This window comes from Mammaliicoccus fleurettii (assembly GCF_003970575.1).
GTDB classification, from domain to species: domain Bacteria; phylum Bacillota; class Bacilli; order Staphylococcales; family Staphylococcaceae; genus Mammaliicoccus; species Mammaliicoccus fleurettii.
Window position 1 is genome coordinate 24,423 of record NZ_RXWZ01000085.1, and the last position, 23,629, is coordinate 48,051.

Genomic DNA, 23,629 nt, shown 5'->3' on the forward strand with positions numbered 1-23,629 from the left:
AAACACAAACTTCATTGATAGTAGGGATAATTATGTTATTAAATCTTATAAATAAATTGAATGATATGCTGCAAATATTTAAAAATGCTAAAGATGATCATGAGTATGATTTTTATAATGATGTCGTCCCATTTGTTGAAGTGGTTGACGAGTTACTAGATAAACTTTCTTCGCAACAACAAGAAATTCTAAAATTACAGTATATGAACGAACAAAAGTTTTATTTACTAATTGATAACTATAAAGAATTATCAGTTGAATGTCATTATAAAAGAACGAGTAAAAAAATGTTTCTAGAGAAACATAAAGCAGTACAACATGATTTGAATTATATTCATACACATTTAGGTGATTTGTCATGACATCCATATACTTTACTGGCTATAAACCTTTTGAACTCAATATATTTAAAGATGATCAGCCTGAAGTTAAAGTGATCAAAGCATATATTAAGGAAATCATTGAACAAGAAATTGAGGAAGGTATGGAATGGGCAATAATATCTGGTCAGCTTGGCTTTGAATTGTGGGCAGCTGAAGTTACAATAGAAATGAAAAGTAAATATCCTCAATTGAAACTTGCAATTTTAACGCCATTCTTGAATCATTTTAATAAATGGAATGAAACAAACCAGCATAAATATCAAAGTATTGTTGCTCAAGCTGATTACGTAAATGCTATTCATCAAAATGAATACCAAGGAGCATTTCAATTCCAACAAGCAAATGATTTTATTTTGGATAATACCGACAAAACCATTTTATTCTATGATGACGAACAAGAAGCTTCACCAAAGTACTTCAAAAGTAAGTTAGTTGATTTTGCTGAAAAGACAAATTATACTTATAATGTTATTACGTTCATCGATTTACAAGACTTTATGGAATTTAATTATAATAATGAAAATGAATCTTATTAAATGAGGTGTAAATATGGCTGATGTAACATTAAAACTATCTGCTAAAGATATTTATGAAAAGGAATTCGAAAAAAGTTTAAGAGGCTTTAAAACTGAAGAAGTAGACGCTTTTTTAGATGACATTATTTCAGACTATCAAAAGATGGCTGACTTAAATAATGAAGTACTAAAGTTAACAGAAGAAAATTCTAAACTAAAAAAAGAAATCGAAGAGTTAAGATTGCGTGTTGCATCAGGAAGACCACAAGGTTCACAACAATATAATTCTAATAATGTAGATATATTAAAGAGAATCTCTAATCTTGAAAAAGCTGTATTTGGTGAATAAATTATAGTTATTTTTCTTAGTTTATGCTATAATTCTAAGTCGAGTGGTATTTCGGATAATCGCTACATTATGTAGAGGAAAGTCCATGCTCACACATTCTGAGATGAATGTAGTGTTCGTGCTTGGCGAAACAATAAGCCAAGGCAATTAATTGACGGCAACGAAATAACCTAAGTTATTTATAATATGGTTAAAGTAGTTTGAAAGTGCCACAGTGACGTAGCTTCTACAGAAATGTAGAAGGTGGAACGCGGTAAACCCCTCGAGTGAGCAATCCAAAATTGGTAGGAGCACTTCTTTGACGGAAATGAACGGAATGAGAAGGTATGTAATCATACAGACAGATGATTATCACTGGCGTACGAGTGTAACTAGTACACGTTAGCAGTACTAAAGGACAAAACATGGCTTACAGATTTATCACTTACTAGTGTCGCTCTCCCAAGTAGGAGAGCTTTTTATTTGTAAATAATAATTTAAATATAAAGGAGTATATACATGTATCAATTACTCGCTACTAGTCCCATGGGATTAGAATCAATTGTTGCTAAAGAAGTTCAAGAATTAGGGTATGAGACGACTGTAGAAAATGGTCGCGTATTATTCGAAGGTGACGAAAAAGCAATTGTTAAAGCAAATTTATGGTTAAGAACTGCTGATAGAGTCAAAATAGTAGTCGGAAGATTTAATGCAACAACTTTTGATGAACTATTCGAAAAGACAAAGTCACTACCATGGGAAAATGTTATTGGAGCTCAAGGCATGTTTCCAGTACAAGGCAAAAGCGTTAAATCTAAATTATTTAGTGTATCTGACTGCCAAGCAATCGTTAAAAAAGCGATAGTTGAAAGACTTAAACATGTATATAGCATTAAAGGTTGGATTGATGAATCTGGTAGTAAATATCAAGTAGAAGTATCATTGCTAAAAGACGAAGCATTATTAACAATTGATACATCAGGTTCAGGACTTCATAAAAGAGGTTATCGTTTAGCACAAGGTGAAGCCCCAATGAAAGAAACTTTAGCAGCTGCACTCGTAAGATTAACAAACTGGAGTGGAGAAACACCATTTATAGATCCATTCTGTGGTTCAGGTACTCTTGCAATTGAAGCAGCTCTAATAGCTCAGAACATTGCACCAGGTTTCAATCGTAGCTTTGCAAGTGAAGAATGGGATATCATTCCAGAAGGCTTATATGATCAATTAAGACAAGAAGCAGATGAAGAAGCTTTATATGATAAAGAGATTGATATTGTGGCTAGCGATATAGACCCTAGAATGGTAGAAATAGCGAAAGCAAATGCTGTAGAAGTTGGACTAGGCGATATAATTAAATTTACTGTTCAAGATGTACATGATTTAGTAGTACCAGAAGGACCTGTTTCAATAATAGGGAATCCACCATACGGAGAACGTATAGGTGAACGAAGCGAAGTAGAAGCAATGTACAAACATTTAGGTGAAATATTAAACAAGAATAACCAAGTTTCATTATATATGTTAACGAGTTATAAAGAATTCGAACCTTTAGTAGGTACAAAAGCTACTAAGCGAAGAAAATTATTTAACGGTTATATCGAATGTACTTACTATCAATATTGGGGTAAGCGAAGTAAATAAAACATAAATAAAAAGATGAAACATCCAATTGTGGGTGTTTCATCTTTTTTGTATGAAGCGTACTTAATAAAATTTCAATTTACTTACCAAAGTTTACCTTCACCTAATCCTTTAGCGCCTGGTGGTGGATCTATAAACATTTGACCAATCGGAACTGTATAAGCTATTAGAATTAATAATACAGTAATGATGATGAGGAATCTCCAGTTTTCTACAAGTTTAGTTACTGGTTGTTGCTCATCTAATGCTTCCGCAATTGGATATTCTTCTTCTCCTTTTGGTGATAAGAAAGCTAAGTGTATAAATATCATTACAACTAATATAATTGAAATAAATAGAATTGTTCCCCCAACGGCTTGTAAAACTTGATACGGGATCCACTCTGCCGCTTGTTTAGCGCCACCATATTCAGAAAAAGTCGATCTTCTTGGAGCACCTTTAAATAAACCTACATAGTGCATTGCACCACTCATAATTGTCATTCCGATAGCCCAAGTATAACCTTGTATAATTGCTAATTTATTAGTAAATTTAGTCAATTTTCTGCCTGTACAATGAGGTATCAACCAGTACATTATGCCGAAGAAAGTTAATATAACAGCTGATGCGATTGTTAAATGGAAATGTCCAGTTACCCAAATCGTATTGTGTATAAGACCATTCATTTGTGCTGAAGCATTTACTAAGCCTCCAGCACCTCCAGGTATAAATGCCGACATACCTAAGAAAGGTAATACAAATCTTGCATCGTTCCAAGGTAAAGATTTAAACCATGTAAATAATCCTTTATATCCTAAAGAACGCCCATGATGCTCGAAAGTTGCAAATAAACTAAATGCTGTCATAAATGAAGGTACTACTACCATAAATGTTAGAACTACTTGTAAATACTTCCATATATCATCAATTCCAGGTTCAACTAATTGGTGGTGTATCCCAACAGGAATACTGAAGAATAAGAAAAGCATAAATGACATTCTTGCTAAGTTATCTGAGAATGCTTTGCCGTTTATTATTTTCGGTACAATTGCATACCAACACATATAAGCTGGCAATAACCAGAAATAAACTAATGCATGTCCAAAATACCAAAATAATGTTCTACTTAAAGACACATCAACTCTTTCAACTAAACCTTAAGACCATGGTATTAATTGAAAAAGCACTGTTGCTGCAACCCCTAACGAACATACAATCCACATTACTCCATTTATTGCTACCATATAACTAAGTAGGGGAGATTTCTTACCTGGATAAGTCTTCTTAAATTCTCTATATTTCAAAATTTGGCCAATTACAGAAATCCAACTACCTACAACTACTAAAGCCATACCTACATAGAATATGACGTGTGCTTGTAATGGTGCATAAAAAGTATATAAAACTGTTGCCTTATTAAGTAACACCATTGTAGCAGCCATAAGTGTTCCAACAATCATTACAAAAAAGCCAATCCATCCTAATTTTCTTTGTACGGATGTTAAATGTCCACATGTTTTGGCTACTGCTGAATATTGAAACCCTAAAATAAAGAAAGTTGTAAGTACAAGTGCTAAAACAATACCGTGTACAGTCAAAATTTGATAATAAGAAATATTCTTAGGTAATTGTAATAAACCTGATCTGACGAAAGTTTGTAATAAACCTGCGAGTCCCCCTAGAATTAAACAACCAATTGCCACATACATATGTGCCATAACGAGTTTACTGTCTGACTTATTTAAACGTGTTATCATTTTTTATCCACAACCTTTATCATCGACTTCATATCTGCATGACCGACACCACAATATTCATTGCAGATGATCAAATATTCGCCTTTATCATTAAATGTCTTTGTATATTCACTAATGTGTCCTGGTTCAAGCATCATGTTAACGTTTGTTCCAGGTAAACTGAAGCCATGCAAAGTATCTTTACTTGTTGCAATGATTTTTACTTTCGAACCTTTAGGTATTTCTACTTTCCCAGGTTGATAATTAAAAGCTGAAGCGACTATTACTAGTTCATAGTCATAATCTTTACCATCCACTTTATTGAGACCCGGCTTATTAAAAGGTTCAATTTGATCGACTTTATCTGGATTTACATACTCTCTACCAGAAGCGGCTGGCTTATGTCCATTATGTAATCCAGTGATTATTAAAATTGCGAGAAACAATACTAAAGAAGCTGTTCCTATGGTTAACCATAACTTTTCATATTTATGCACAAATTTCACCCCTTACATTCTTATCAAAAATAAAATAAAACAAATCACCCATAATACTGCAAAAATTCCTCCCAATGTAAAAACTGAGTAGAGCGTGCCTCTTAGGTCGAGATCATCATGTGAATGGTCATCAGTTTTATTACTAAGGTCATTTTTTTGGACTGTCATATGATTCATCCTTTCTTATATTCTCTTCATTATTTATAATAGAATAGAGATAGAAAAAAATGTGATGTAAATCACATTATTTAAATTATTTGTGCATAAATGAAGGGGAATTAAAATGGAAAGTAATCAAGAATCATTAGATTTACTCTATAAACTAAAAAAAGAAATTGAAAAATCATCAAATCAACAATTGATTAAACAAATCAATGAAATGATTAAGAAAGTATATAATGAACAATATACTGTTAGCTTTGTAGGTCATTTTTCAGCTGGAAAATCTACATTAATAAATAATGTTATCGGCCAAAGCATATTACCGAGTTCACCAGTGCCGACAACGAGTAATACCGCACAATTAATTTCATCAAATAAAAATAGTATTTCCGTCAATTTAAGTGATAACCAATATACAGTGGTGAATAACCAAGAAGATGTCAAAAGATTAAATACTGAAGATCGTAAGGTAGAATCAATCGAGATAGAGTTTACTTCTGATAAATTTAATAAAGGTTTCACTTTTCAAGATACGCCAGGTGTAGATTCTATGAGTGACAACCATAGAGAAAGTGCATTTCAATATTTACTGACTTCGAATTATGTTTTTTATACAGTAGACTATAACCACGTACAATCAGATATGAATTTCAATTTCATTAAGTCTCTTAACAAATTAGATATACCTGTTATTTTGCTAGTGAATCAAGTAGATAAACATGATGAAAATGAAATAGCTTTTGATATATATAAACGTAGAGTTAATAAAGCAGTAACAGATTGGAAACTTAATTTAGAGAAAATATTCTATGTATCAAAGTATGAAACACCAAACAATGAAAAAGTTGAATTCAATGAATACATTCATCAACTTGATCAAAACAGAACTGAACATCAAGTATTTATTGAACGCGTAACAAATTATATTAAACAAGAGCAATTAGAATATATAAATCGTCATATGGAATCTATTCTTTCAGACATTGAATCAACTGAAGAAACATTTGATGAAGATTATCAAACATATAAAGAAAAATTCAACGTTCAAAATGAACAGTCTCTTATTCAAAATAAAGATCAATTCACATCAAATTTAAAAGAAAAGCGAAAAAAAATATTAGATAACGCTTATCTAATGCCTTACGAAATGAGAGAAACGATTCGTGTTTATTTAGAAACGACAGCTAAAGATTATAAAGTAAAAGGGTTATTCAACAAAGATAAGAAAAAAGAACTTATTCAAGAAGAAAAGTTAAATACGGTAAAAGAAGAATTAGATTTAAAAATACATGATGAAATAACAAAAGTATGGATTAAATCATTAGAACATCTTAATAAATACATTAAAGATTCCAATCTTTTCGAAAAAATTATCAACCAACAATATACAATTTCTAAAGAAGAACTTGCTGAACATGTCCAAGAGCAAACGTCTATTACGAATGATTATGTAATTATATATACGAAAGGTATAGTAGATATCATCACTAGAAAAGTTCGTAATGATACAAATCAACTTATAGAAGAAATTGTGAATTCAAGTGAAGTGCATAATGAAACTAATGAAGGTGCAAACCAGCTAAGTGAATATGAAGAATATATTGAATTCAAAAATTTAAAATCTTCTCTTATAACAAATAATTACCAGCACTACTATATTCATCTGGATGAATCTATTGATAAGTTAATTGATAGACATTTTGTACGTATTGAAGAAATAGATTTAGGAAATCAAATTGAGAAGAAACATCAATATAAAGTAGAAAGCTCAAAACAAAAAGAAAGTAATCTCGTTAATATAAATGAAAAATTAACAAAGTTGAAAAATCTTCCATTATTTGAAGGTGAAGTAGAAAACATTCATAACCAAGTTCAGCGTATAGAAAATAACATTACAAAAATCGCGGTATTTGGTACATTCAGTGCAGGGAAAAGTAGTTTAATTAATGCTATTTTAAGAAATCCTATATTATTAAGTTCACCAAACCCAACTACTGCAAGTATTACTGAAATTAGTTATGGAACAAAACAAGAAGTTACTTTTAAAACTTATTCTCAATTACTCGAAGAAATTAATCATATAACAGAATTTGCGAATAAAAATTATGATTCTATTGAGTCTTTTATAGAAGATAAAAATATAAAACAACATCCTTCTTTATCGAGTAATCATATAGCATTTTTTGAAGCTATTGAAACAAACTTCAAATATTATGAAGATACACTGAAAAAAGAGAAAGCCACTGAGTTTAAACTTGAAGAATTAGAAAAACTAACTGCAGATGATACGCACGCAGCATTTGTGCATAAAATTAATTTAAGACTTGAAGAAGAATGGTTAAAAGATAAAATTATTATCGATTCACCTGGATTAAATTCTAATAACCAAAGACACACGAGAGAAACTGAACAAATAATAGCTTCAAGTGATCTTATAATATATGTTAGCTATTACAACCATGCCTTTACAGATAAAGATGGCGAATTTTTAACTTATATGAGAGATATGAATAATTTGCAACAAACACAAGGATTAAAATTCGTTATTAATGCAATTGACTTAGCTGAATCCGAAGAAGATAAAAATGCAGTTATTTCATATGTGGAGTCCTCATTAGATGCATTAAACATTAATCCTGAATGTTATCCTGTATCTAGTAAACTCGCTATTAAAAATTATGACGACTATTTCAATAATTTCATGAACGCAATAGATCATTTTGTTAAAGTTGAAAGTAAAACTGTCCTACAATCTCAAGTAGAATCAAGAATTAATCAATTGATTAGTGAACTTGAAAGAATGGTCCATACGTATAGACAAGATAAAGCACAATTAGAAAAAAGAAATACTACATTACTTAAATATAAAGAAAAACAAAACTTCACTAATCAAATAGTTGTAAAATCGCATCATCAACTAGAAAAAGAAATTCATGATCAACTTTATTATTTGAAAGACCGATTAAATATACAACTAAACGATATTGTGAAAAAACATTTTAATACTTCTACTGTTACAGATGATTTTAAACAATCACTTCAAACAAGTACAAAACAATATGTCGATGATTTAAATCAAAAATTAAGTTTAGAAAGTTCACTCATAGTTGAAAGATTAAAGAACTTTTATTCAAGAACATTTGATGATTTACTTACACCAACAATCGTTGAATTAAACGAAGCGTCAATATTAGTATCAAAGTTCAAACATGATTTTATCAATGAAATAAATCCAGAACCGATAAACATCAATATTCAAGACATCTCTAATCAAACAATTAGTTCCATTTCGAAAAAAGATTTGTTAAAAACATCTAAAGCTAAGGACGTACAAACATCAATATTAAATGATACAATGTCGTTATTAGATCAACCAATCGTCTACTTTAACAATGCTTTAACTAAAAATCTTGAAGGCTATGATAACTTAGCTGAACATTATATAGTAGATTACAACAAAGAAACGATTAAACTGATAGAATCATATTTATCTGTTAACATAGATAATAATGTCATAGAACAAATCGAAAAAGTCTTAAAAGAGATATAGAGGAGAACAAAATGGGAAATAAAATATTATTAATAGATGGAATGGCTTTATTATTTAGACATTTTTACGCTACAAGTATCCATAAGCAATTTATGAGAGATTCAAAAGGGATTCCCACAAACGCGGTACAAGGTTTCGTTAGACATACGTATACAGTTATTAACGATATACAACCTTCACACGTTGCAGTATGTTGGGATATGGGTTCAAAAACATTTCGTAACGACATGTTTGAAGCTTATAAGTCTAACCGAGTTGCACCACCAGAAGAGATGATACCTCAATTTGATAGAGCGAAAGAGATTGCTGAAAAATTAGGAATGTTTAACTTAGGTATAACAAATTATGAAGCGGATGATGTTATCGGTACGATTAGTAAAAAGGCACAAGAAAAAGGGTACGAAACATACGTAGTAAGTGGTGACCGTGATTTATTGCAATGTATTGATACAAACGTTAACATCTGGCTAACAAAAAAAGGATTCAATATATATAATAAATATGATATCCATAAATTTAGAGAAGAATATGGTCTTGAGCCACATCAATTAGTAGATGTAAAAGCATTTATGGGTGACACTGCTGACGGATATCCAGGTGTTAAAGGAATAGGTGAGAAGACTGCAATAAAACTTATTCAACAATATCAATCAGTTGAAAATGTTATAGAAAATATAGATGAATTAACTGCAGGACAACAAAATAAAATTATCACATATAGAGATGATTTAGCCATGTCCAAACGACTAGCTCAAATTCATACAGATGTACCACTTGAAACAGAAGACTTATTAAATAAAATGACATACAATCATCATATAGAAAATTCTATAAATATTTGTAATGAACATGAACTGTTTGTTTCAAGTAAATATTTAATGAATAACTTTTCATAATAATAACCGCCAACAATGTAGTTGGCGGTTATTATTTTTTATTTCGTTTTTTCAAATGCTTTCTTAATGCAGTTTGTGCTAATTGGTTAGCTTCTTTATTTTGTACTCTTGGTATCCATTTAACAAATACTAAATCAAATTTCTGTTGCAATTGTTTATATTCATTAAAATACGATTTAAACATTTCATTCTTCACAAAATTTTTCTCTATACTATCACCAATCAATTTTGAATCTGTATACACTAAAGCATTATTAACATTTAATTCAGCAGCATGCTTTAGTGATAAGATAAATGCTTCCCACTCAGCACGATGATTATCCATCAATCCTAAGCTTTCCGTAAAATAATGCCTCTCATTATCTACTATAATTACAATTCCACATGTACTTTCACCAGGATTACCTTTAGTCGCTGCATCAAAATAAATTTGTGGCACTAATATCATCTCTTTCAATTAAATTCATCATTATATCTAATTTACATGAACATCTAGCATAGTTCAATTAAATGCAAGCGAGAATACAGGAATAATATTTGAATACGACATACTATAACGAGATATTATAGAGTTTAAAATTTATATAAATATTTTATAGAGATTTAAAAATATAGTATTTTATTCGCACAATAAAGATGATATAATATTTTGGAACAAAATTTAATTTTGTTCCAAATCAAATATGTGAATAGTTTATATGGAAGGAGAGTAATTTAATATCACCATTCACATATTGCTAGTGTGAAACTTAGCTCATATATCTTAGATTCATTTAGAGATTTTTTGAACACATTACTAGTGAAATAAAAATAAAATAGTTACATAAGAATCATCGTATGAGTAAAGTAGCACTCCAATTTAAATTATTATCTATGAAAAGGAGATTGCTAATGGACAATCAACGGCAATTACAAAAGTTTAGTATTCGAAAGTATACTATTGGTACATGCTCAATATTAATCGGCACACTTTTATTTCTTGGTAATCCATCAGATAAAGCTTTTGCATCAGAAAAAAATATAGATGTTACCAATCAAGAAGAATCAGTAAAACCTACAGAAACAACAAATGATACAAGTAATGAACAATCAAATCAAAACACAAACGAAAATGTAGAACAGAATAATGAAGCACCAACTAATAATGTAAAAACAAATGAACAAATAGAAGAACAATCTAAAGCTGAAGAAATAGATAATCAAAGATCAAAAGTGGGGAATGAAACAACACAAGAAGAAAAAAATACAGAAAAATCAACTTATAATGAGGAAAACACATTAAACAAAGATACGATTGTTACTAAAGAAAATAATAAAGAATTAGATAAACCTGAAAATAATGTAAACCAATCTATCAAGGCGTCAACTACGACAAATACAGTAGATCAACATAATTCATCTCCTCAACAAACGCCACATACAGAAATAAAAACAAATTTAACTGAACCTGAAAATAATGAAAAAACAATTGTAGAGAAAAACAATTCAAATGAAGCAATTCAAAATAGAAATAATAATGAGATAAATAATACAAATAATAATGATAATAACGTGACACCTAAAACAGTCAAAGTAACTGAAGTACCTCTAATAAGATGACTGTTGAAGAATTTAAGAAATTAAGTCCAAGAGAGATTTTTTCAATTGATTTTGAAGAACTTAAGAACTTAAATATTCAAGCTTTCTATTATGATTTAACAAGAGCACAACAAAAAGCATTAGCTTTAAATAAATCTTTCCAATCAAATTACGGAAATATTTATCCTGCTCCTAGTTTATCAGTGTTTAGAGCTGCTCAAGGACCATATCCAACAGGTATTGCTCAAGAATATGACTTTGGTCCTCTGGGTGATAGAGACTTTGGTGGTAATAACCAAGGAGACCAATTCCATTTACTTGCTAATATGCAATTAGTAAACGTAGCACGTGAAGGTGATAATGCTGTTATAAGATATAAAATTAAATTCAATGACAACAGTGCCAATAGAGGAAGTATGAAATATTATTTCGCTGCAAGTGAAGGAAATATTAAAATAGTTAAATTAGAAAAAAATGGCCAAAGCATAAATACAATTAAAGTTTATACCGAAGATTTAAATAAGACGTTTAGATTAAAGAGACCTCAAATATATAATGATATAACAAGAGATTTCATCTATCCTCTTACATCTCAAGTCAAAGTAGTATATGGATCTCATTCTGAGAAAATTATTGTTGAATTTGAAGTGAGAGTACCATTAACAACATTACTTTCAAAATATGAAGACCCTACAGATACATCAACTGGTGATCATAAATTCAAATCATTTGTTATTGGTGCTGGTGGATTGAATACTAGCATTAGAAATAAACAAAATACATTTAGAGTTAGAGGTGTTTATAATACCACTATTAGTCCTACTATTCATACAGATTTAACTGAAAAAGCTAATACCAAAACTCCTGTTGTTGTATATTCATTACCAGGATTAGCAATTAAATTATACGATAAAAGTAATAATGTAATTGTTGAAGGTGTTGTCCAATCAAATGGTAAAGCACCTATAACACCGACAGTAGATATTCCTGAAGGAGATGTTACAGCAAGAATAGTAACTAAAGGAAGAGAATTGTTTCCGAGTGCTCCAAAAGTCGCTACTCGTAAAGAAACAGATGCAGATAGATATAATCCAACTGCTATTAACCAAACAGTTGAGATAAATGAAACACCATCTGTCGACCAATCAATCAGTTTACCAGCTGGAACACCAAATGGTACAAGATATGAGTATATAACACAAATAGATACGCGAACTGTCGGTGATAAAAATGCTACAGTACGAGTAACATACCCAGATAACAGTTACGATGATGTGCCAGTAGTAATTGAAGTTATAGACACGACACCACCTGTAGCTCCAACTCTACAAAATAAAACTAATGAAAAAGATGTAGCTATACAACCGATATCGATACCTAACGCGACAGATAATAGCGGTGATGTAGAACCAACTAGCGTAACAGGTTTACCTCCAGGACTAACTTATAACAGTCAAACTAAGCAAATTACCGGTACACCAACAACTGAAGGTACAAGTAGAATATCTGTTGAATATGTAGATCCAAGTGGAAATAGTATAGGTAAAAATTTCAAATTCACCGTTGTAGATACAACACCTCCAAATAAACCTGTCATTCAAACAGACTTAACTGGTAAAGCTGGTACGAAAGATCCAATTACTGTAAAAGCTGACCCTGGAACTAAAGTTGAAATCTTCGATAAAGATGGCAATAAGATTGGTGAAGGCATCGCTAATGATCAAGGTGTAGCTGAAATCACACCAACTATTCCATTACCTGAAGGTAATATCACGGCTAAAGCGACAGATAATGCGGAAACGCCAAATACGTCTGACGCTTCTGAACCAGTCAAAACGAAAGATACAACGTCGCCTACTAAACCTGTGATTCAAACAGATTTAACTGGTAAAGCTGGTACGAAAGATCCAATCGTTGTAAAAGCTGATCCAGGATCTAAAGTAGAATTATTCGATAAAGATGGCAATAAGATTGGTGAAGGCGTCGCTAATGATCAAGGTATTGTTGAAATTACGCCGACAAAACCATTACCTGAAGGTAATATCACAACCAAAGCAACGGATAACGCTGAAACACCGAATACGTCTGATGCTTCTGAACTAGTCAAATCGAAAGATACAACACAATCAACTAAACCTGATACTCAAACAGACTTAACGGGTAAAGCTAGTACAAAAGATCCAATTATCATAATATCTAAACCAGGCTATAAAGTAGAAATTTTCGATAAAGATGGTAACAAGGTTGGAGAAGGGATCGCAAATGATCAAGGTATTGTTGAAATTATACCAACAGCACCATTACCTGAAAATAAATATACAGCGAAAGTAACGGGCAAAGCAGAATCACCGATTGCTTCAGATAATTCAAAACTTAAGTTACAATCAAATCCTACTGATATGATTAATAACAAAGTTAAAGATGTAGATAAAAACAAGCCTGGATATGGTGATAATCCGATAAATATTTCACCTGTTAAAAGTATTACCATTCCACAAATTGGTGATGGAAAACTGCCTAAAAACACAAAATTCGAAATACCTGGAGCAACAGTACCAAGTAAGTGGAATATAAAAATAAATTCTAAAACTGGTGCGTTATCAGTTACACCTCCAGCAAATGTAATTTCAGGTACTAAGCAAACTATTCCTGATAAAGTTACTTATCCAGATGGTTCTACAAAAATAGTAAATGTTAAAATAATTGTTAATTCAAAAGAAAGTGGACATGACATGTCAAATTCTAGAAAGACAGAAAATAAAGATTCTGTTCAAACAATTAAATCTCATGAACTTATAGAACCTCATAATCAAAACAAATTGTCTAATAACAAACTAGAAAGTGCTTTAAAAGAAACTTCAATAGGCAATGAACAAAATAAAATCACTAAAAATAAAGAAATGAATAATGAAAATGTTTCAAAAACAGAAGTTCTACCTAATACTGGTGAACAACCAATTGAAAACGCAACTTTATTCGGTACTTTATTTGCAAGTGTGGGCGCATTATTCTTATTTGGTCGTCGTAAAGATAAAAAAGAAGAGAATTAATAATATATAATGTGTTAAAAAAATCTCCCATTCCTAAAATAATTTTAAGGATTGGGAGATTTTTTCAGTATTAAAAGTTATAATACTTACCTGTTTTAATCATTAATTTTGCCTTTTCTATACATTGACTTTGCAATGTAACCGAATGGTACATTTGATATTGTTGTAAGTAGTTTTAAGAAATATGTTGTAATAAAGATTTCAAATACTACACTATTTGGTAGGTTGCCATAAAATGCAATTAACACAAATATTGCTGTATCAATTATAGAACTGACAATAGTACTACCATATGCTCTTATATAGAATGTTTTATCTGATGAGAACTTATTCTTAATTAAATTAAATAAAAGTACATCTAAATGTTGTCCAATAACATAAGCGATTATTGAACCTAATGCAATTCTAGGTACAATATTAAAAATAGTTTCCAGCGCTTTTTGTGAAACATCATCTTGAGCTGGTATGAATGTTAGCGAACATTGAAGTAAAATGACCATTACGATAACTGATGAAAATCCAAGCCAAACTGCTTTTTTAGCTTGTTTTCTACCATATATATCATTTAATATATCTGTTGCAAGATAAATTGATGCGAACATTACATTTCCAAGTGTTGCACTAACTGAAAATAGTTCTACTGTTTTAATAACCTGTATATTTGCTATAATAGTACCTATAGCAACCCAAACAAATAGGCCAGTTTTTCCAAAGAAACGGTATAGGACTAGCATCAATATAAATGTGATGAAGAATGTACCGATTCCTATTAATTCATTATACATAACTTTGTTCCTCCTAAATTTTGATATTGCGGGTGTTTAGAAACCGCGATAATCGAACTTATTTATTATACGGCTCAAAGTTATAAAAATCAATAAGCTTTATCGTAAACAATTCGTATTATGAATGGTATAATAACGGTCTAGTAAGGGAGTGACACTTATTTTAGCTCAAGAAGAAAAAGTAGCAATCAAACAAATAGATCAATTAATGGAAACATACTGCAAAGGGTGTTTACTTAAAACGCATTATAGAGAAACTCGAGGAAAACACCAAGCACATCAATATTGTATATCTGAATGTTCTGTAGGTATACGAATTAAACAACTAGGCAACAAATTGCAATAAGGAGGATATTATGGAAATTGTTAGAGTTGAACCAACACCAAGTCCTAACACTATGAAAATCGTTTTATCATTTAAAAAGGAAGACAGATCTTCAAACACTTATACAGAAGTTAATGATCATAATCCTGAATTCATTAACCGTATATTAAATTTAGAAGGTATTAAATCTGTATTCCATGTTATGGATTTTATTGCCGTGGATAAACGTCCTAAAGAAAATTGGGATACTTTACTAAAAGATGTAACAACTGCTATTTCTGGGTCAGATCAGGATTCAGACTCAAATAACAATCAAGTAAATGAACATTTTGGTGAAGTAAAAGCAGAAGTCTTAAAGTTTAAAGGAATTCCATACCAAATTAAATTAACAACTCAAGAAGAAGAAAAGAGAAAACAATTACCAGAGATTTATATCGATAGTATGTTGAAAGCTACTAAAGACACTGATAATGTTGTATTTTTGAGAAAATGGGAAGATTTAGGCGTTCGTTATGGTGAAGTTGAAGAAGTTCTTGAAACAGTTCAAGAAGAATTACTAGCATTATATCCTAAAGCAATTTTAGATGAGCTAGTTGAAGAAGCTTTAACAAGTGATATTACAATTCCTGAAAAACAATTTGTTCATGTTGATAAAGAAACTTTTGAACAAGAGCAAGATTGGAAAGTAAAATTAAGAATGTTAAACGATTTTCCAACTCCTACTGAAGAGGATTATTCATTATTGGAAGTAGCATTACATGATGAGAAACCTCAAGTACGAAGAATGGCGATCGTTTTATTAGGAATGATAGAGCAAAAAGAAACATTACCTTATCTATATGAAGGTATGAAAGATAAAGTTGTTTCTGTAAGAAGAACTGCTGGAGATTGTTTAAGTGACTTAGGCTATAAAGAAGCTTTACCCGTTATGATCGAAGCACTTGAAGATCCTCAAAAAATTGTAAGATGGCGTGCAGCTATGTTTATATTTGATGAAGGCGATGAAACAGCTTTAGAAGCTTTAAAAAACAGACAAGATGATCCAGCATTTGACGTTAAACTACAAGTTCAAATGGCAATTGAAAGAATTGAAAATGGTGAAGCTGCTTTAGGATCTGTGTGGAAACAAATGGCGAATAGAAAGAGAGAGGAATAATATTATGAATGCATACGAACAATATATGAAAGAATTAGCTCAACCGATGAGAACAGAATTAACTGGACAAGGTTTCGAAAGTTTAGAAACACCTGATGCAGTTAAAGATTTTATGGATAATGTAAATCAAAATGAAACAACGTTTATTGTAGTTAACTCAGTATGTGGTTGTGCGGCAGGTTTAGCTCGTCCAGCAGCTGTCACAGTAGCTCAGCAAAACGATAAGAAACCTGCTAGAACAGCTACTGTATTTGCTGGTCAAGATAAAGAAGCAACAGAAACGATGAGAGCATATATTGCTCAAGTACCATCAAGTCCATCTATGGCTTTATTTAAAGGTAAAGAGCTTAAATACTTTATGCCACGTGAACATATTGAAGGAAGAGATATCCAAGAGATTTGCATGGATATTAAAGACGCTTTTGATGAATACTGTGACTAACGTTAGATTAACAACTGCAGTTAAAGTTAATGCATCTCTCTACAATCAAGTAGAAGATGCATTTGCTATATTATCTAAATTAGAATTTGTGAATGAAGTTAAAACTATCAAACGAAACAAACTAACAATTAAGCAATTATTTCAAAATGATACTACACCGATCATAGTCTTTGAAAGAAATGGGCCAAAATTATATTTTTCACCGGAGACTCCAATTTATTTTCATTTAGATACCGTAAAAGTTAAATTACACATGTTGAAACAAAATAAACAACCTATACTTATAGAAATGCTGAATGATATAACAAGTAATTTATCAACTTTTAATTTCATAGATGGAACAATGGGGTTTGGAAGAGATAGTTATATGACATTGAAGACTTTTAAGCAAGCAAATATATATGCAATAGAGCAAAATCCTCTTATATATTTCGTTATTTCAGAAGGCATGAAAAATTATCTAGAACCAGAAGAATTTGAACGCATTCATTTTATAAATGATGATTACAACAATTGGGTTAAGCAAAACACTAAATTAGTAGATGTACTTTATTTAGATCACATGTTTGAACAAACGTTAGTCGAAAACGATAGAATGGGTGAATTGTCTCGAATGACAGATGTAATTCAAAACATAAAACCTATTGAAGATTATAAATATTTAATAGTAAAGGCACATTATAAAAGTCATATCTTTAAAAAATTAAAAGTCACACAATGTTTACGAAAAAGTTCTAAAACACATTATGGACTAAGTACAAAATCAAAATAAAAAATCACCCAATCCGAAAATAAGACTAACGGATTGGGTGATTTTAGTTAAGAAAGGGATTTAAGTCCCAAGTTCTATTGCCCCTTTTAAGTACTATTCAGTAATGCACATACTAATCATATAACTTAATAATAAGAAAAACCCTATAACAGCGAATATTTCATTCATTGAAATAGCCTCCTTTGAATTGTGATCTCTTCGTTAATTTAATTCTATTATACATAATTTTAGTGAAAGATTCTATCTTTTATCGATATCATTTTCTATTATATCAGTAGTAAAATATAATTTTTTTCGTTAATATAGATAAGGAAGAATAAAGAAAAAGAGGTGCTCAAATGAATAACTTTGATAAAGCGTATCATGATTTATGTAACAAAGTATTAAACGAAGGTAAAAGTAAAGACGATAGAACTGGTACGGGTACTATTTCTATATTTGGCCACCAAATGAGATTTGACTTGTCTGAAGGATTTCCTCTATTAACAACTAAGAAGGTATCTTTTAAATTAATCGCTACCGAACTTTTATGGTTTATTAAAGGTGATACTAATATAAGATACTTATTACAATATAAAAATAACATTTGGAATGAATGGGCTTTTAAAAAATGGATTGAAAGTGAAGAATATAATGGACCTGATATGAATGATTTTGGTCGTCGTGCTTTAGTTGATGACAAGTTTAACGATCAATATAAAGAACAATTAGCTATTTTTAAAAATAAAATACTTAACGACGATGATTTTATGCAAAAATATGGTGATTTAGGTAACGTTTACGGTAAACAATGGAGAGATTGGAAAGATCAAGATGGTCAACGATTTGATCAACTTAAGACATTAATTGAAAATATTAAGCAAAATCCAAATTCTCGTAGACATATTATTTCTGCATGGAATCCAACTGAAATTGAGACAATGGCTTTACCACCATGTCACACGTTATTCCAATTTTATGTTAAAGATGGAAAATTAAGCTGTCAGTTATATCAAAGAAGTGCCGATATCTTTTTAGGAGTACCATTCAATATTGCTAGTTATAGTTTATTAACACATTTAATTGCTAAAGAATGTAACCTAGAAGTAGGGGAGTTTGTTCATACTTTTGGAGATGCTCACATCTATAAAAATCATATCGAAGCAATTGAAGAACAACTTTCTAGAGATTCATATTCTGCACCTAAACTTAAAATTAATACTGATAAGTCATTATTCGATATTGAATATGAAGATTTAGAAATAGTAGATTATCAATCACATCCAAGTATTAAAGCACCAATTGCAGTTTAAGAAGGAGTAAATACAATGAAATCAATTATAGTATGTCATGATCAAAACAGAGTAATAGGTTTAGATAATAAAATGCCATGGCATTTACCAAATGATTTAAAAAGAGTGAAGGCATTAACAACGGGTAATACTATTGTGATGGGAAGAAAAACATTTGAATCATTAGGTAGACCACTACCAAATAGAAGAAATGTCGTATTAACTTCAAATCGTTCTTTTGAACATGAAGGTGTAGATGTCATTCATTCCTTAGATGAAATTGATCATTTAGATGGACATATATTTATATTTGGAGGACAAGGTCTATACGAGCAAATGATGGATCGCGTCGACGATATGTATATAACTGTTATTGAAGATAAATTCCAAGGTGATGCCTTTTTCCCACCATACGAATTTAAAGATTGGAAAGTTATATCATCTGAAGCAGGTACATTAGATGAAAAAAACACATTACCTCACACATATATGCATTTGGAAAGGAAATAATAGTATGTTAAGAACAGCTAAAACATTTGGCTATATCATTGGATATGCAGCGCTAGTTACTTCACAGTTAAATAAAGTTAAGAAGAAAAAAGTGCTGGTTGATGATATACAAACTCAAGATGAAATGGTTTATTTATATGCTAGAAAATGGGCAACAAGAATTTTGGAATCAGCAGGTGTTCAAACTCATATTACTGGTAACACAAATTCACTAGACGAACCCGTGTTATATATTTCAAATCACGAAGGAAACTTTGATATTCCAGTATTAATTAATCATTTACCACAACCATTTGGTTTTATTTCAAAAAAAGAAGTAGAAAATATTCCATTTTTAAAACCATGGATGGAAGAAATGAATTGTATTTATTTAGATCGCTCAAATAGAAGAGCAAGTTTAAAAATGATTAAAGATGGTATAAATAAATTAAAAGAACAACATTCACTGCTAATTTTTCCAGAAGGAAGTCGAAGTAAAGGTGGAGAAATGCAAGAATTTAAAGCAGGATCATTTAAATTGGCGAAATCTGCAAAAGTTAAAATCGTGCCAATCGCAATATATGGAACATCTAATATAATGGAAGCACAAGACTCAAAGAAAATCGTTCCCGGAGATGTTTACGTGCATATTTTAGACCCGATTGATCCTTCAATCTTTGAAGACAAAACAATGCAAGAAGTCAGCCAATATGTCCAAGGGGAAATTAGTAATACTGTTCAATCATTAAAGGAGAATCATTATGTCAAAAATTAAAATCGTTGTTGATTCAACAACTGACTTGTCAGCAGATTATCTTAAGGAAAACAATATAACAGTTGTGCCATTAAATATACTTATCGATGGCGTTATTTATGAAGATCAAACTGAAATGAGTTCAACAGAATTCCTTGAAAAAATGAGAGAAGCTAAAAAACTACCGAAAACGAGTCAACCTGCAATTGGTAAAATAGTAGAGACATATGACGAATTAGGTAAAGATGGTTCGGACATTATTAGTATTCATATGACTTCAGAGTTATCTGGAACATTCAGTGCAGCACAACAAGCAGCACAAATGACTGATAGCAAAGTTACAGTTATTGATAGTAAATTCATTTCTTTAGCTTATGGCTTCCAAATTGAAGAAGTAGTTAAAATGATTAATGAAGGAAAAAATATTGAAGAAATTGTTGAACAACTTGAAGTTATTAAAAATAATTTAAGATTATTTGTTGTTATAGGTAATATTGACAACCTAATTAAAGGTGGCAGAATTGGGAAAGCTAAAGGGCTTATTGGTTCACTTATGAATATTAAACTAATTGGTGAAGTAATTAACGGAAAAATAGAAATGATGCATAATGCTAGAACTCAAAATGCTGTCATTAAATACCTTATGAAAGAACTTGATGTATTTTTAGAAAAGAAAGAAATCATTAAAATAGGTATAGCAGATGCAAATGCAGAACAACTAGTGAATAAACTTATGAAATCAATTAAAGAAAAGAAAAATATTCAAAAGTTTGATACTGCAGTAACAACACCTGTCGTTTCAACACATACAGGTGAAGGCGCTATAGGCGTGTTCTTTTATGGAAAATAAAAATTGGATGAATCATCGGGCATGGTTTTTTGCTTTTGTTATTCTTATTATATTAATACTTACAGCCACGGTATATATATTCGTATCTATATCAGATGATAGTAACCATCCAAATAATAATCCTGAAAAAATCGACAAAGATTTCACGATTTCTTTTAGTAATTCTGAACTAGAATCATTAATGAATGCTTCAATTAAAAAGTATAATATTCAATCGAAAATCACAACAAAATCTTTGTCATTTGATACAAGTACTAAAATATTGGGAAAAGACATTGATATCACCCTTAAAACAAAACCAGTAAAGTTAAATAATGAAACTATAAAATTTGAAATAAAAGCTATTGATATAGGTAAACTGAACATTTCAAACCCATTTGTACTATCACAAATAAAAAAACATAGCGACCTTCCACCATATATTCAAGTAAATCCTAAAGATGAGTCTGTCTATCTCTCTTTAGATCAATTAGATATTGATAACGTTGAATCTATACAAATTCAAACATTAGATATTTCAGCAAAAAAATGGTATTTTGATATTAAGCTAAAGTAATTAATCATCAAAGGAGGTACAACTATGGCATATGCAACATTAGCTGGGGGATGTTTTTGGTGTTTAGTGAAACCATTCAATGAATTTCCTGGCATTATAGAAGTTACTTCTGGTTATAGTGGGGGACATACTGAGAATCCTACTTATGAAGAAGTTTGTACAAATCAAACTGGACATGTAGAAGCAGTTCAAATTGAATATGATGAAGAAGACACAGATTTTGAATCTATTCTTAATATATACTTTAAAACATTTGATCCAACTGATAATAGAGGTCAGTTTTTCGATAGAGGAGAAAGTTACGAACCAGTTATTTTCTATCATGATGAAGATCAAAAAGAAACTGCAATAAATAAAATCAATCAATTAAATGAACAACAAATTTTTGATAAACCCGTCATTACACCAGTTAAACCTTATAAGAATTTTTATCCGGCGGAAGAGCATCATCAAGATTATTATTTAAAAAATCCTGCACATTATCAAGGATATCAACAAGGTTCTGGACGTAAAGCATTTATAGAAAAATATTGGGGGCGTTAAAATGCTAAAAAAAAATAAAGATGAATTAAATGAAATGGAATTTTTAGTTACACAACAAAATGGAACTGAACCACCTTTTCAAAATGAATATTGGAACCACTTTGATAAAGGCATTTATATTGATAAATTATCAGGTAAACCTTTATTTACTTCAGAAGAGAAATTTGAATCTGATTGCGGTTGGCCAAGTTTCTCAAAAGCATTAGATGATCAAGAAGTTATAGAACTTGTAGATAAAACTCATGGTATGATAAGAACTGAAGTACGCTCTGAAGATTCTGATAGCCATTTAGGGCATGTCTTTAATGATGGTCCAAAAGAAACAGGTGGTTTAAGATATTGTATTAATTCAGCTGCTGTACAATTTATACCATACGATAAGTTAGAAGAATTAGGGTATGGAGAATTAGTAAATCATTTTAATAACTAGAGGAGAAGATACTTATGTTTAAAAAATTATTTGGCGGTAACAAATCTAAAGATACAAATGTTGAAGTATATGCACCAATTACTGGAGAATATGTAGCTATTGAAGACATTCCAGATCCTGTTTTTGCTCAAAAAATGATGGGTGAAGGTTTTGGTATTAAACCTTCAGAAGGTGTTGTAGTAGCACCTTTCGACGGCGAAATTGTTAATGTATTTAAACCTTCAAATCATGCAGTAGGTATTAAAGCTTCTAATGGTTTAGAAGTTCTCATACACGTTGGTCTAGAAACTGTACAATTAGGTGGAGAAGGTTTCGAAGCACTTGTAAACACTGGCGACGTAGTAAGTAAAGGTGATGAATTGTTGAAATTTGACATCGAAACAATCGAAGCTAAAGTTAAATCTGTTATTAGTCCTGTTATCATTACAAATACTGATGATGCAGAAAATATTAACATTGAATCATTAGAAAGTTTAGTTAAAGGTGAAACTAAAGCTATTGATGTGAAAATGAAATAAATGAAACAATATTCATTCTATCAATATGCTCTAACGAAACGTAATGAAAATAGTGAAATCGGAAAATTAGCTGATTTAATTTTCCAAGATTTATCATTCCCAAAGTTTACAAATGATTATCATACACTTTCTGACTATTTAGAAACAGAAGCTATGTTTACTCAGCCAATGAGTGTTTTCGATGATTTATTTGATTCATATGAAGAATGGTTGAAATTTTAAATGTTTAACACTTTGGTGTCGAGTGCACCAAAGTGTTTTTCTTTGTATGAATTAACTGTTAGAATAAATTATATTTGACAAGAAAGTTGTGAGTAAATGAAACCATTTAAAAATAAGCAAAAGCAAGAAATTACAATGCCACTATATAAATTACTAATTATATTATTTGTTACTGTATTATTAACATCTGTAGTGACA

At 30.6% G+C, this 23,629-nt stretch carries 24 protein-coding genes, 1 other RNA gene and 1 pseudogene; 22 read left to right on the forward strand and 4 right to left on the reverse strand.

The window, feature by feature from the left end; all coding sequences use genetic code 11:
* Nucleotides 1-32: 32 nt before the first annotated feature.
* The 5 genes from CD129_RS07520 to CD129_RS07540 all read left to right on the forward strand — a co-directional run bounded on the left by CD129_RS07520 (nucleotide 33) and on the right by CD129_RS07540 (nucleotide 2,870).
* A complete protein-coding gene (locus CD129_RS07520) occupies nucleotides 33-362 on the forward strand; it encodes a DUF1798 family protein (protein WP_115337442.1) in 330 nt (109 codons plus the stop codon).
* Complete coding sequence (locus CD129_RS07525) at nucleotides 359-919, forward strand: SLOG family protein (RefSeq protein WP_078356651.1); 561 nt, start codon at nucleotides 359-361, stop codon at nucleotides 917-919. The genes CD129_RS07520 and CD129_RS07525 overlap by 4 nt, the downstream gene beginning before the upstream one ends.
* 13 nt (nucleotides 920-932) lie before the next feature.
* On the forward strand, nucleotides 933-1,247 hold the full coding sequence (gpsB, locus tag CD129_RS07530) for a cell division regulator GpsB (RefSeq protein ID WP_078356652.1): 315 nt from the start codon (nucleotides 933-935) through the stop codon (nucleotides 1,245-1,247).
* Between the two features lie 47 nt (nucleotides 1,248-1,294).
* Nucleotides 1,295-1,664: RNase P RNA component class B (gene rnpB / locus CD129_RS07535), an RNA gene on the forward strand.
* Between the two features lie 81 nt (nucleotides 1,665-1,745).
* Nucleotides 1,746-2,870 carry a THUMP domain-containing class I SAM-dependent RNA methyltransferase gene (locus CD129_RS07540; protein WP_115337443.1) on the forward strand — a complete coding sequence of 375 codons (1,125 nt, stop codon included), beginning with the start codon at nucleotides 1,746-1,748 and terminating at the stop codon, nucleotides 2,868-2,870.
* 83 nt (nucleotides 2,871-2,953) lie between these two features.
* Here the strand turns inward: CD129_RS07540 and CD129_RS07545 are convergent.
* Nucleotides 2,954-4,606: pseudogene (locus CD129_RS07545) on the reverse strand (b(o/a)3-type cytochrome-c oxidase subunit 1).
* Nucleotides 4,603-5,082 (reverse strand): cytochrome c oxidase subunit II, encoded by a 480-nt coding sequence (locus tag CD129_RS07550; protein WP_078356655.1) that lies wholly within the window; start codon nucleotides 5,080-5,082, stop codon nucleotides 4,603-4,605. The pseudogene CD129_RS07545 and the gene CD129_RS07550 overlap by 4 nt, the downstream one beginning before the upstream one ends.
* Nucleotides 5,083-5,365: 283 nt before the next feature.
* Here CD129_RS07550 and CD129_RS07560 point away from each other — a divergent pair, with 283 nt between their 5' ends.
* Together CD129_RS07560 and CD129_RS07565 are read left to right on the forward strand one after the other, a co-directional pair.
* Nucleotides 5,366-8,794, forward strand: coding sequence for a dynamin family protein (locus CD129_RS07560; protein ID WP_115337444.1), 3,429 nt, complete (start codon nucleotides 5,366-5,368; stop codon nucleotides 8,792-8,794).
* A gap of 11 nt (nucleotides 8,795-8,805) precedes the next feature.
* Nucleotides 8,806-9,690 carry a 5'-3' exonuclease gene (locus tag CD129_RS07565; protein WP_078356657.1) on the forward strand — a complete coding sequence of 295 codons (885 nt, stop codon included), beginning with the start codon at nucleotides 8,806-8,808 and terminating at the stop codon, nucleotides 9,688-9,690.
* 31 nt (nucleotides 9,691-9,721) lie between these two features.
* On the opposite strand, the gene CD129_RS07570 is transcribed toward CD129_RS07565, so the two are convergent.
* On the reverse strand, nucleotides 9,722-10,129 hold the full coding sequence (locus CD129_RS07570; RefSeq protein WP_107510170.1) for a ribonuclease HI family protein: 408 nt from the start codon (nucleotides 10,127-10,129) through the stop codon (nucleotides 9,722-9,724).
* A 452-nt stretch (nucleotides 10,130-10,581) separates the two neighbouring features.
* Between CD129_RS07570 and CD129_RS07575 the strand changes: the two genes are divergently transcribed.
* Together CD129_RS07575 and CD129_RS13195 are read left to right on the forward strand one after the other, a co-directional pair.
* Nucleotides 10,582-11,289 (forward strand): YSIRK-type signal peptide-containing protein, encoded by a 708-nt coding sequence (locus CD129_RS07575; protein WP_160149112.1) that lies wholly within the window; start codon nucleotides 10,582-10,584, stop codon nucleotides 11,287-11,289.
* Nucleotides 11,286-14,318, forward strand: coding sequence for a Rib/alpha-like domain-containing protein (locus CD129_RS13195; RefSeq protein WP_160149113.1), 3,033 nt, complete (start codon nucleotides 11,286-11,288; stop codon nucleotides 14,316-14,318). The genes CD129_RS07575 and CD129_RS13195 overlap by 4 nt, the downstream gene beginning before the upstream one ends.
* Nucleotides 14,319-14,413: 95 nt before the next feature.
* Here CD129_RS13195 and CD129_RS07595 read toward each other — a convergent pair whose 3' ends face one another.
* Complete coding sequence (locus CD129_RS07595) at nucleotides 14,414-15,103, reverse strand: queuosine precursor transporter (RefSeq protein WP_115337446.1); 690 nt, start codon at nucleotides 15,101-15,103, stop codon at nucleotides 14,414-14,416.
* A gap of 151 nt (nucleotides 15,104-15,254) precedes the next feature.
* Between CD129_RS07595 and CD129_RS07600 the strand changes: the two genes are divergently transcribed.
* The 13 genes from CD129_RS07600 (at nucleotide 15,255) to CD129_RS07660 (ending at nucleotide 23,431) form a co-directional block, all read left to right on the forward strand.
* Nucleotides 15,255-15,449, forward strand: coding sequence for a zinc-finger domain-containing protein (locus CD129_RS07600; protein WP_115337447.1), 195 nt, complete (start codon nucleotides 15,255-15,257; stop codon nucleotides 15,447-15,449).
* 10 nt (nucleotides 15,450-15,459) lie between these two features.
* A complete protein-coding gene (locus CD129_RS07605; protein ID WP_115337448.1) occupies nucleotides 15,460-16,584 on the forward strand; it encodes a virulence factor in 1,125 nt (374 codons plus the stop codon).
* 4 nt (nucleotides 16,585-16,588) lie between these two features.
* Complete coding sequence (locus CD129_RS07610) at nucleotides 16,589-17,026, forward strand: BrxA/BrxB family bacilliredoxin (RefSeq protein WP_115337449.1); 438 nt, start codon at nucleotides 16,589-16,591, stop codon at nucleotides 17,024-17,026.
* The gene (locus CD129_RS07615; RefSeq protein ID WP_115337450.1) at nucleotides 17,010-17,798 is read left to right on the forward strand and encodes a class I SAM-dependent methyltransferase; all 789 of its coding nucleotides are present in this window, start codon (nucleotides 17,010-17,012) and stop codon (nucleotides 17,796-17,798) included. Before CD129_RS07610 ends, CD129_RS07615 begins: the two co-directional genes overlap by 17 nt.
* A gap of 338 nt (nucleotides 17,799-18,136) precedes the next feature.
* Nucleotides 18,137-19,090, forward strand: coding sequence for a thymidylate synthase (locus CD129_RS07620; protein ID WP_115337451.1), 954 nt, complete (start codon nucleotides 18,137-18,139; stop codon nucleotides 19,088-19,090).
* 15 nt (nucleotides 19,091-19,105) lie between these two features.
* The gene (locus CD129_RS07625) at nucleotides 19,106-19,579 is read left to right on the forward strand and encodes a dihydrofolate reductase (protein WP_115337452.1); all 474 of its coding nucleotides are present in this window, start codon (nucleotides 19,106-19,108) and stop codon (nucleotides 19,577-19,579) included.
* A gap of 4 nt (nucleotides 19,580-19,583) precedes the next feature.
* On the forward strand, nucleotides 19,584-20,333 hold the full coding sequence (locus CD129_RS07630; RefSeq protein ID WP_115337453.1) for a lysophospholipid acyltransferase family protein: 750 nt from the start codon (nucleotides 19,584-19,586) through the stop codon (nucleotides 20,331-20,333).
* The gene (locus tag CD129_RS07635; protein WP_115337454.1) at nucleotides 20,320-21,162 is read left to right on the forward strand and encodes a DegV family protein; all 843 of its coding nucleotides are present in this window, start codon (nucleotides 20,320-20,322) and stop codon (nucleotides 21,160-21,162) included. Before CD129_RS07630 ends, CD129_RS07635 begins: the two co-directional genes overlap by 14 nt.
* Entirely contained in the window at nucleotides 21,152-21,718 is a 567-nt protein-coding gene (locus CD129_RS07640) for a DUF2140 family protein (protein ID WP_115337455.1), read from the forward strand. Before CD129_RS07635 ends, CD129_RS07640 begins: the two co-directional genes overlap by 11 nt.
* 24 nt (nucleotides 21,719-21,742) lie before the next feature.
* Complete coding sequence (gene msrA / locus CD129_RS07645) at nucleotides 21,743-22,261, forward strand: peptide-methionine (S)-S-oxide reductase MsrA (RefSeq protein WP_078358167.1); 519 nt, start codon at nucleotides 21,743-21,745, stop codon at nucleotides 22,259-22,261.
* A 1-nt stretch (nucleotide 22,262) separates the two neighbouring features.
* Nucleotides 22,263-22,691, forward strand: coding sequence for a peptide-methionine (R)-S-oxide reductase MsrB (msrB, locus tag CD129_RS07650; RefSeq protein WP_107509851.1), 429 nt, complete (start codon nucleotides 22,263-22,265; stop codon nucleotides 22,689-22,691).
* Between the two features lie 14 nt (nucleotides 22,692-22,705).
* On the forward strand, nucleotides 22,706-23,209 hold the full coding sequence (locus CD129_RS07655) for a PTS sugar transporter subunit IIA (protein ID WP_078358165.1): 504 nt from the start codon (nucleotides 22,706-22,708) through the stop codon (nucleotides 23,207-23,209).
* A complete protein-coding gene (locus CD129_RS07660) occupies nucleotides 23,210-23,431 on the forward strand; it encodes a YozE family protein (RefSeq protein ID WP_078358163.1) in 222 nt (73 codons plus the stop codon).
* The last annotated feature ends 198 nt before the right edge of the window (nucleotides 23,432-23,629 follow it).

Excerpts from the sequence above, each read along its gene's own strand:
- gpsB (WP_078356652.1), top strand. The coding sequence starts at position 933 with ATGGCTGATGTAACATTAAAACTATCTGCTAAAGATATTTATGAAAAG.
- msrA (WP_078358167.1), top strand. The coding sequence starts at position 21,743 with ATGGCATATGCAACATTAGCTGGGGGATGTTTTTGGTGTTTAGTGAAA.
- msrB (WP_107509851.1), top strand. The coding sequence starts at position 22,263 with ATGCTAAAAAAAAATAAAGATGAATTAAATGAAATGGAATTTTTAGTT.
- CD129_RS07630 (WP_115337453.1), top strand. The coding sequence starts at position 19,584 with ATGTTAAGAACAGCTAAAACATTTGGCTATATCATTGGATATGCAGCG.
- CD129_RS07640 (WP_115337455.1), top strand. The coding sequence starts at position 21,152 with ATGGAAAATAAAAATTGGATGAATCATCGGGCATGGTTTTTTGCTTTT.
- CD129_RS07635 (WP_115337454.1), top strand. The coding sequence starts at position 20,320 with ATGTCAAAAATTAAAATCGTTGTTGATTCAACAACTGACTTGTCAGCA.
- CD129_RS07560 (WP_115337444.1), top strand. The coding sequence starts at position 5,366 with ATGGAAAGTAATCAAGAATCATTAGATTTACTCTATAAACTAAAAAAA.
- CD129_RS07595 (WP_115337446.1), bottom strand. The coding sequence starts at position 15,103 with ATGTATAATGAATTAATAGGAATCGGTACATTCTTCATCACATTTATA.
- CD129_RS07610 (WP_115337449.1), top strand. The coding sequence starts at position 16,589 with ATGAATGCATACGAACAATATATGAAAGAATTAGCTCAACCGATGAGA.
- CD129_RS07655 (WP_078358165.1), top strand. The coding sequence starts at position 22,706 with ATGTTTAAAAAATTATTTGGCGGTAACAAATCTAAAGATACAAATGTT.
- CD129_RS07520 (WP_115337442.1), top strand. The coding sequence starts at position 33 with ATGTTATTAAATCTTATAAATAAATTGAATGATATGCTGCAAATATTT.
- CD129_RS07615 (WP_115337450.1), top strand. The coding sequence starts at position 17,010 with ATGAATACTGTGACTAACGTTAGATTAACAACTGCAGTTAAAGTTAAT.
- CD129_RS07565 (WP_078356657.1), top strand. The coding sequence starts at position 8,806 with ATGGGAAATAAAATATTATTAATAGATGGAATGGCTTTATTATTTAGA.
- CD129_RS07575 (WP_160149112.1), top strand. The coding sequence starts at position 10,582 with ATGGACAATCAACGGCAATTACAAAAGTTTAGTATTCGAAAGTATACT.
- CD129_RS07625 (WP_115337452.1), top strand. The coding sequence starts at position 19,106 with ATGAAATCAATTATAGTATGTCATGATCAAAACAGAGTAATAGGTTTA.
- CD129_RS13195 (WP_160149113.1), top strand. The coding sequence starts at position 11,286 with ATGACTGTTGAAGAATTTAAGAAATTAAGTCCAAGAGAGATTTTTTCA.
- CD129_RS07620 (WP_115337451.1), top strand. The coding sequence starts at position 18,137 with ATGAATAACTTTGATAAAGCGTATCATGATTTATGTAACAAAGTATTA.
- CD129_RS07605 (WP_115337448.1), top strand. The coding sequence starts at position 15,460 with ATGGAAATTGTTAGAGTTGAACCAACACCAAGTCCTAACACTATGAAA.
- CD129_RS07525 (WP_078356651.1), top strand. The coding sequence starts at position 359 with ATGACATCCATATACTTTACTGGCTATAAACCTTTTGAACTCAATATA.
- CD129_RS07540 (WP_115337443.1), top strand. The coding sequence starts at position 1,746 with ATGTATCAATTACTCGCTACTAGTCCCATGGGATTAGAATCAATTGTT.
- CD129_RS07660 (WP_078358163.1), top strand. The coding sequence starts at position 23,210 with ATGAAACAATATTCATTCTATCAATATGCTCTAACGAAACGTAATGAA.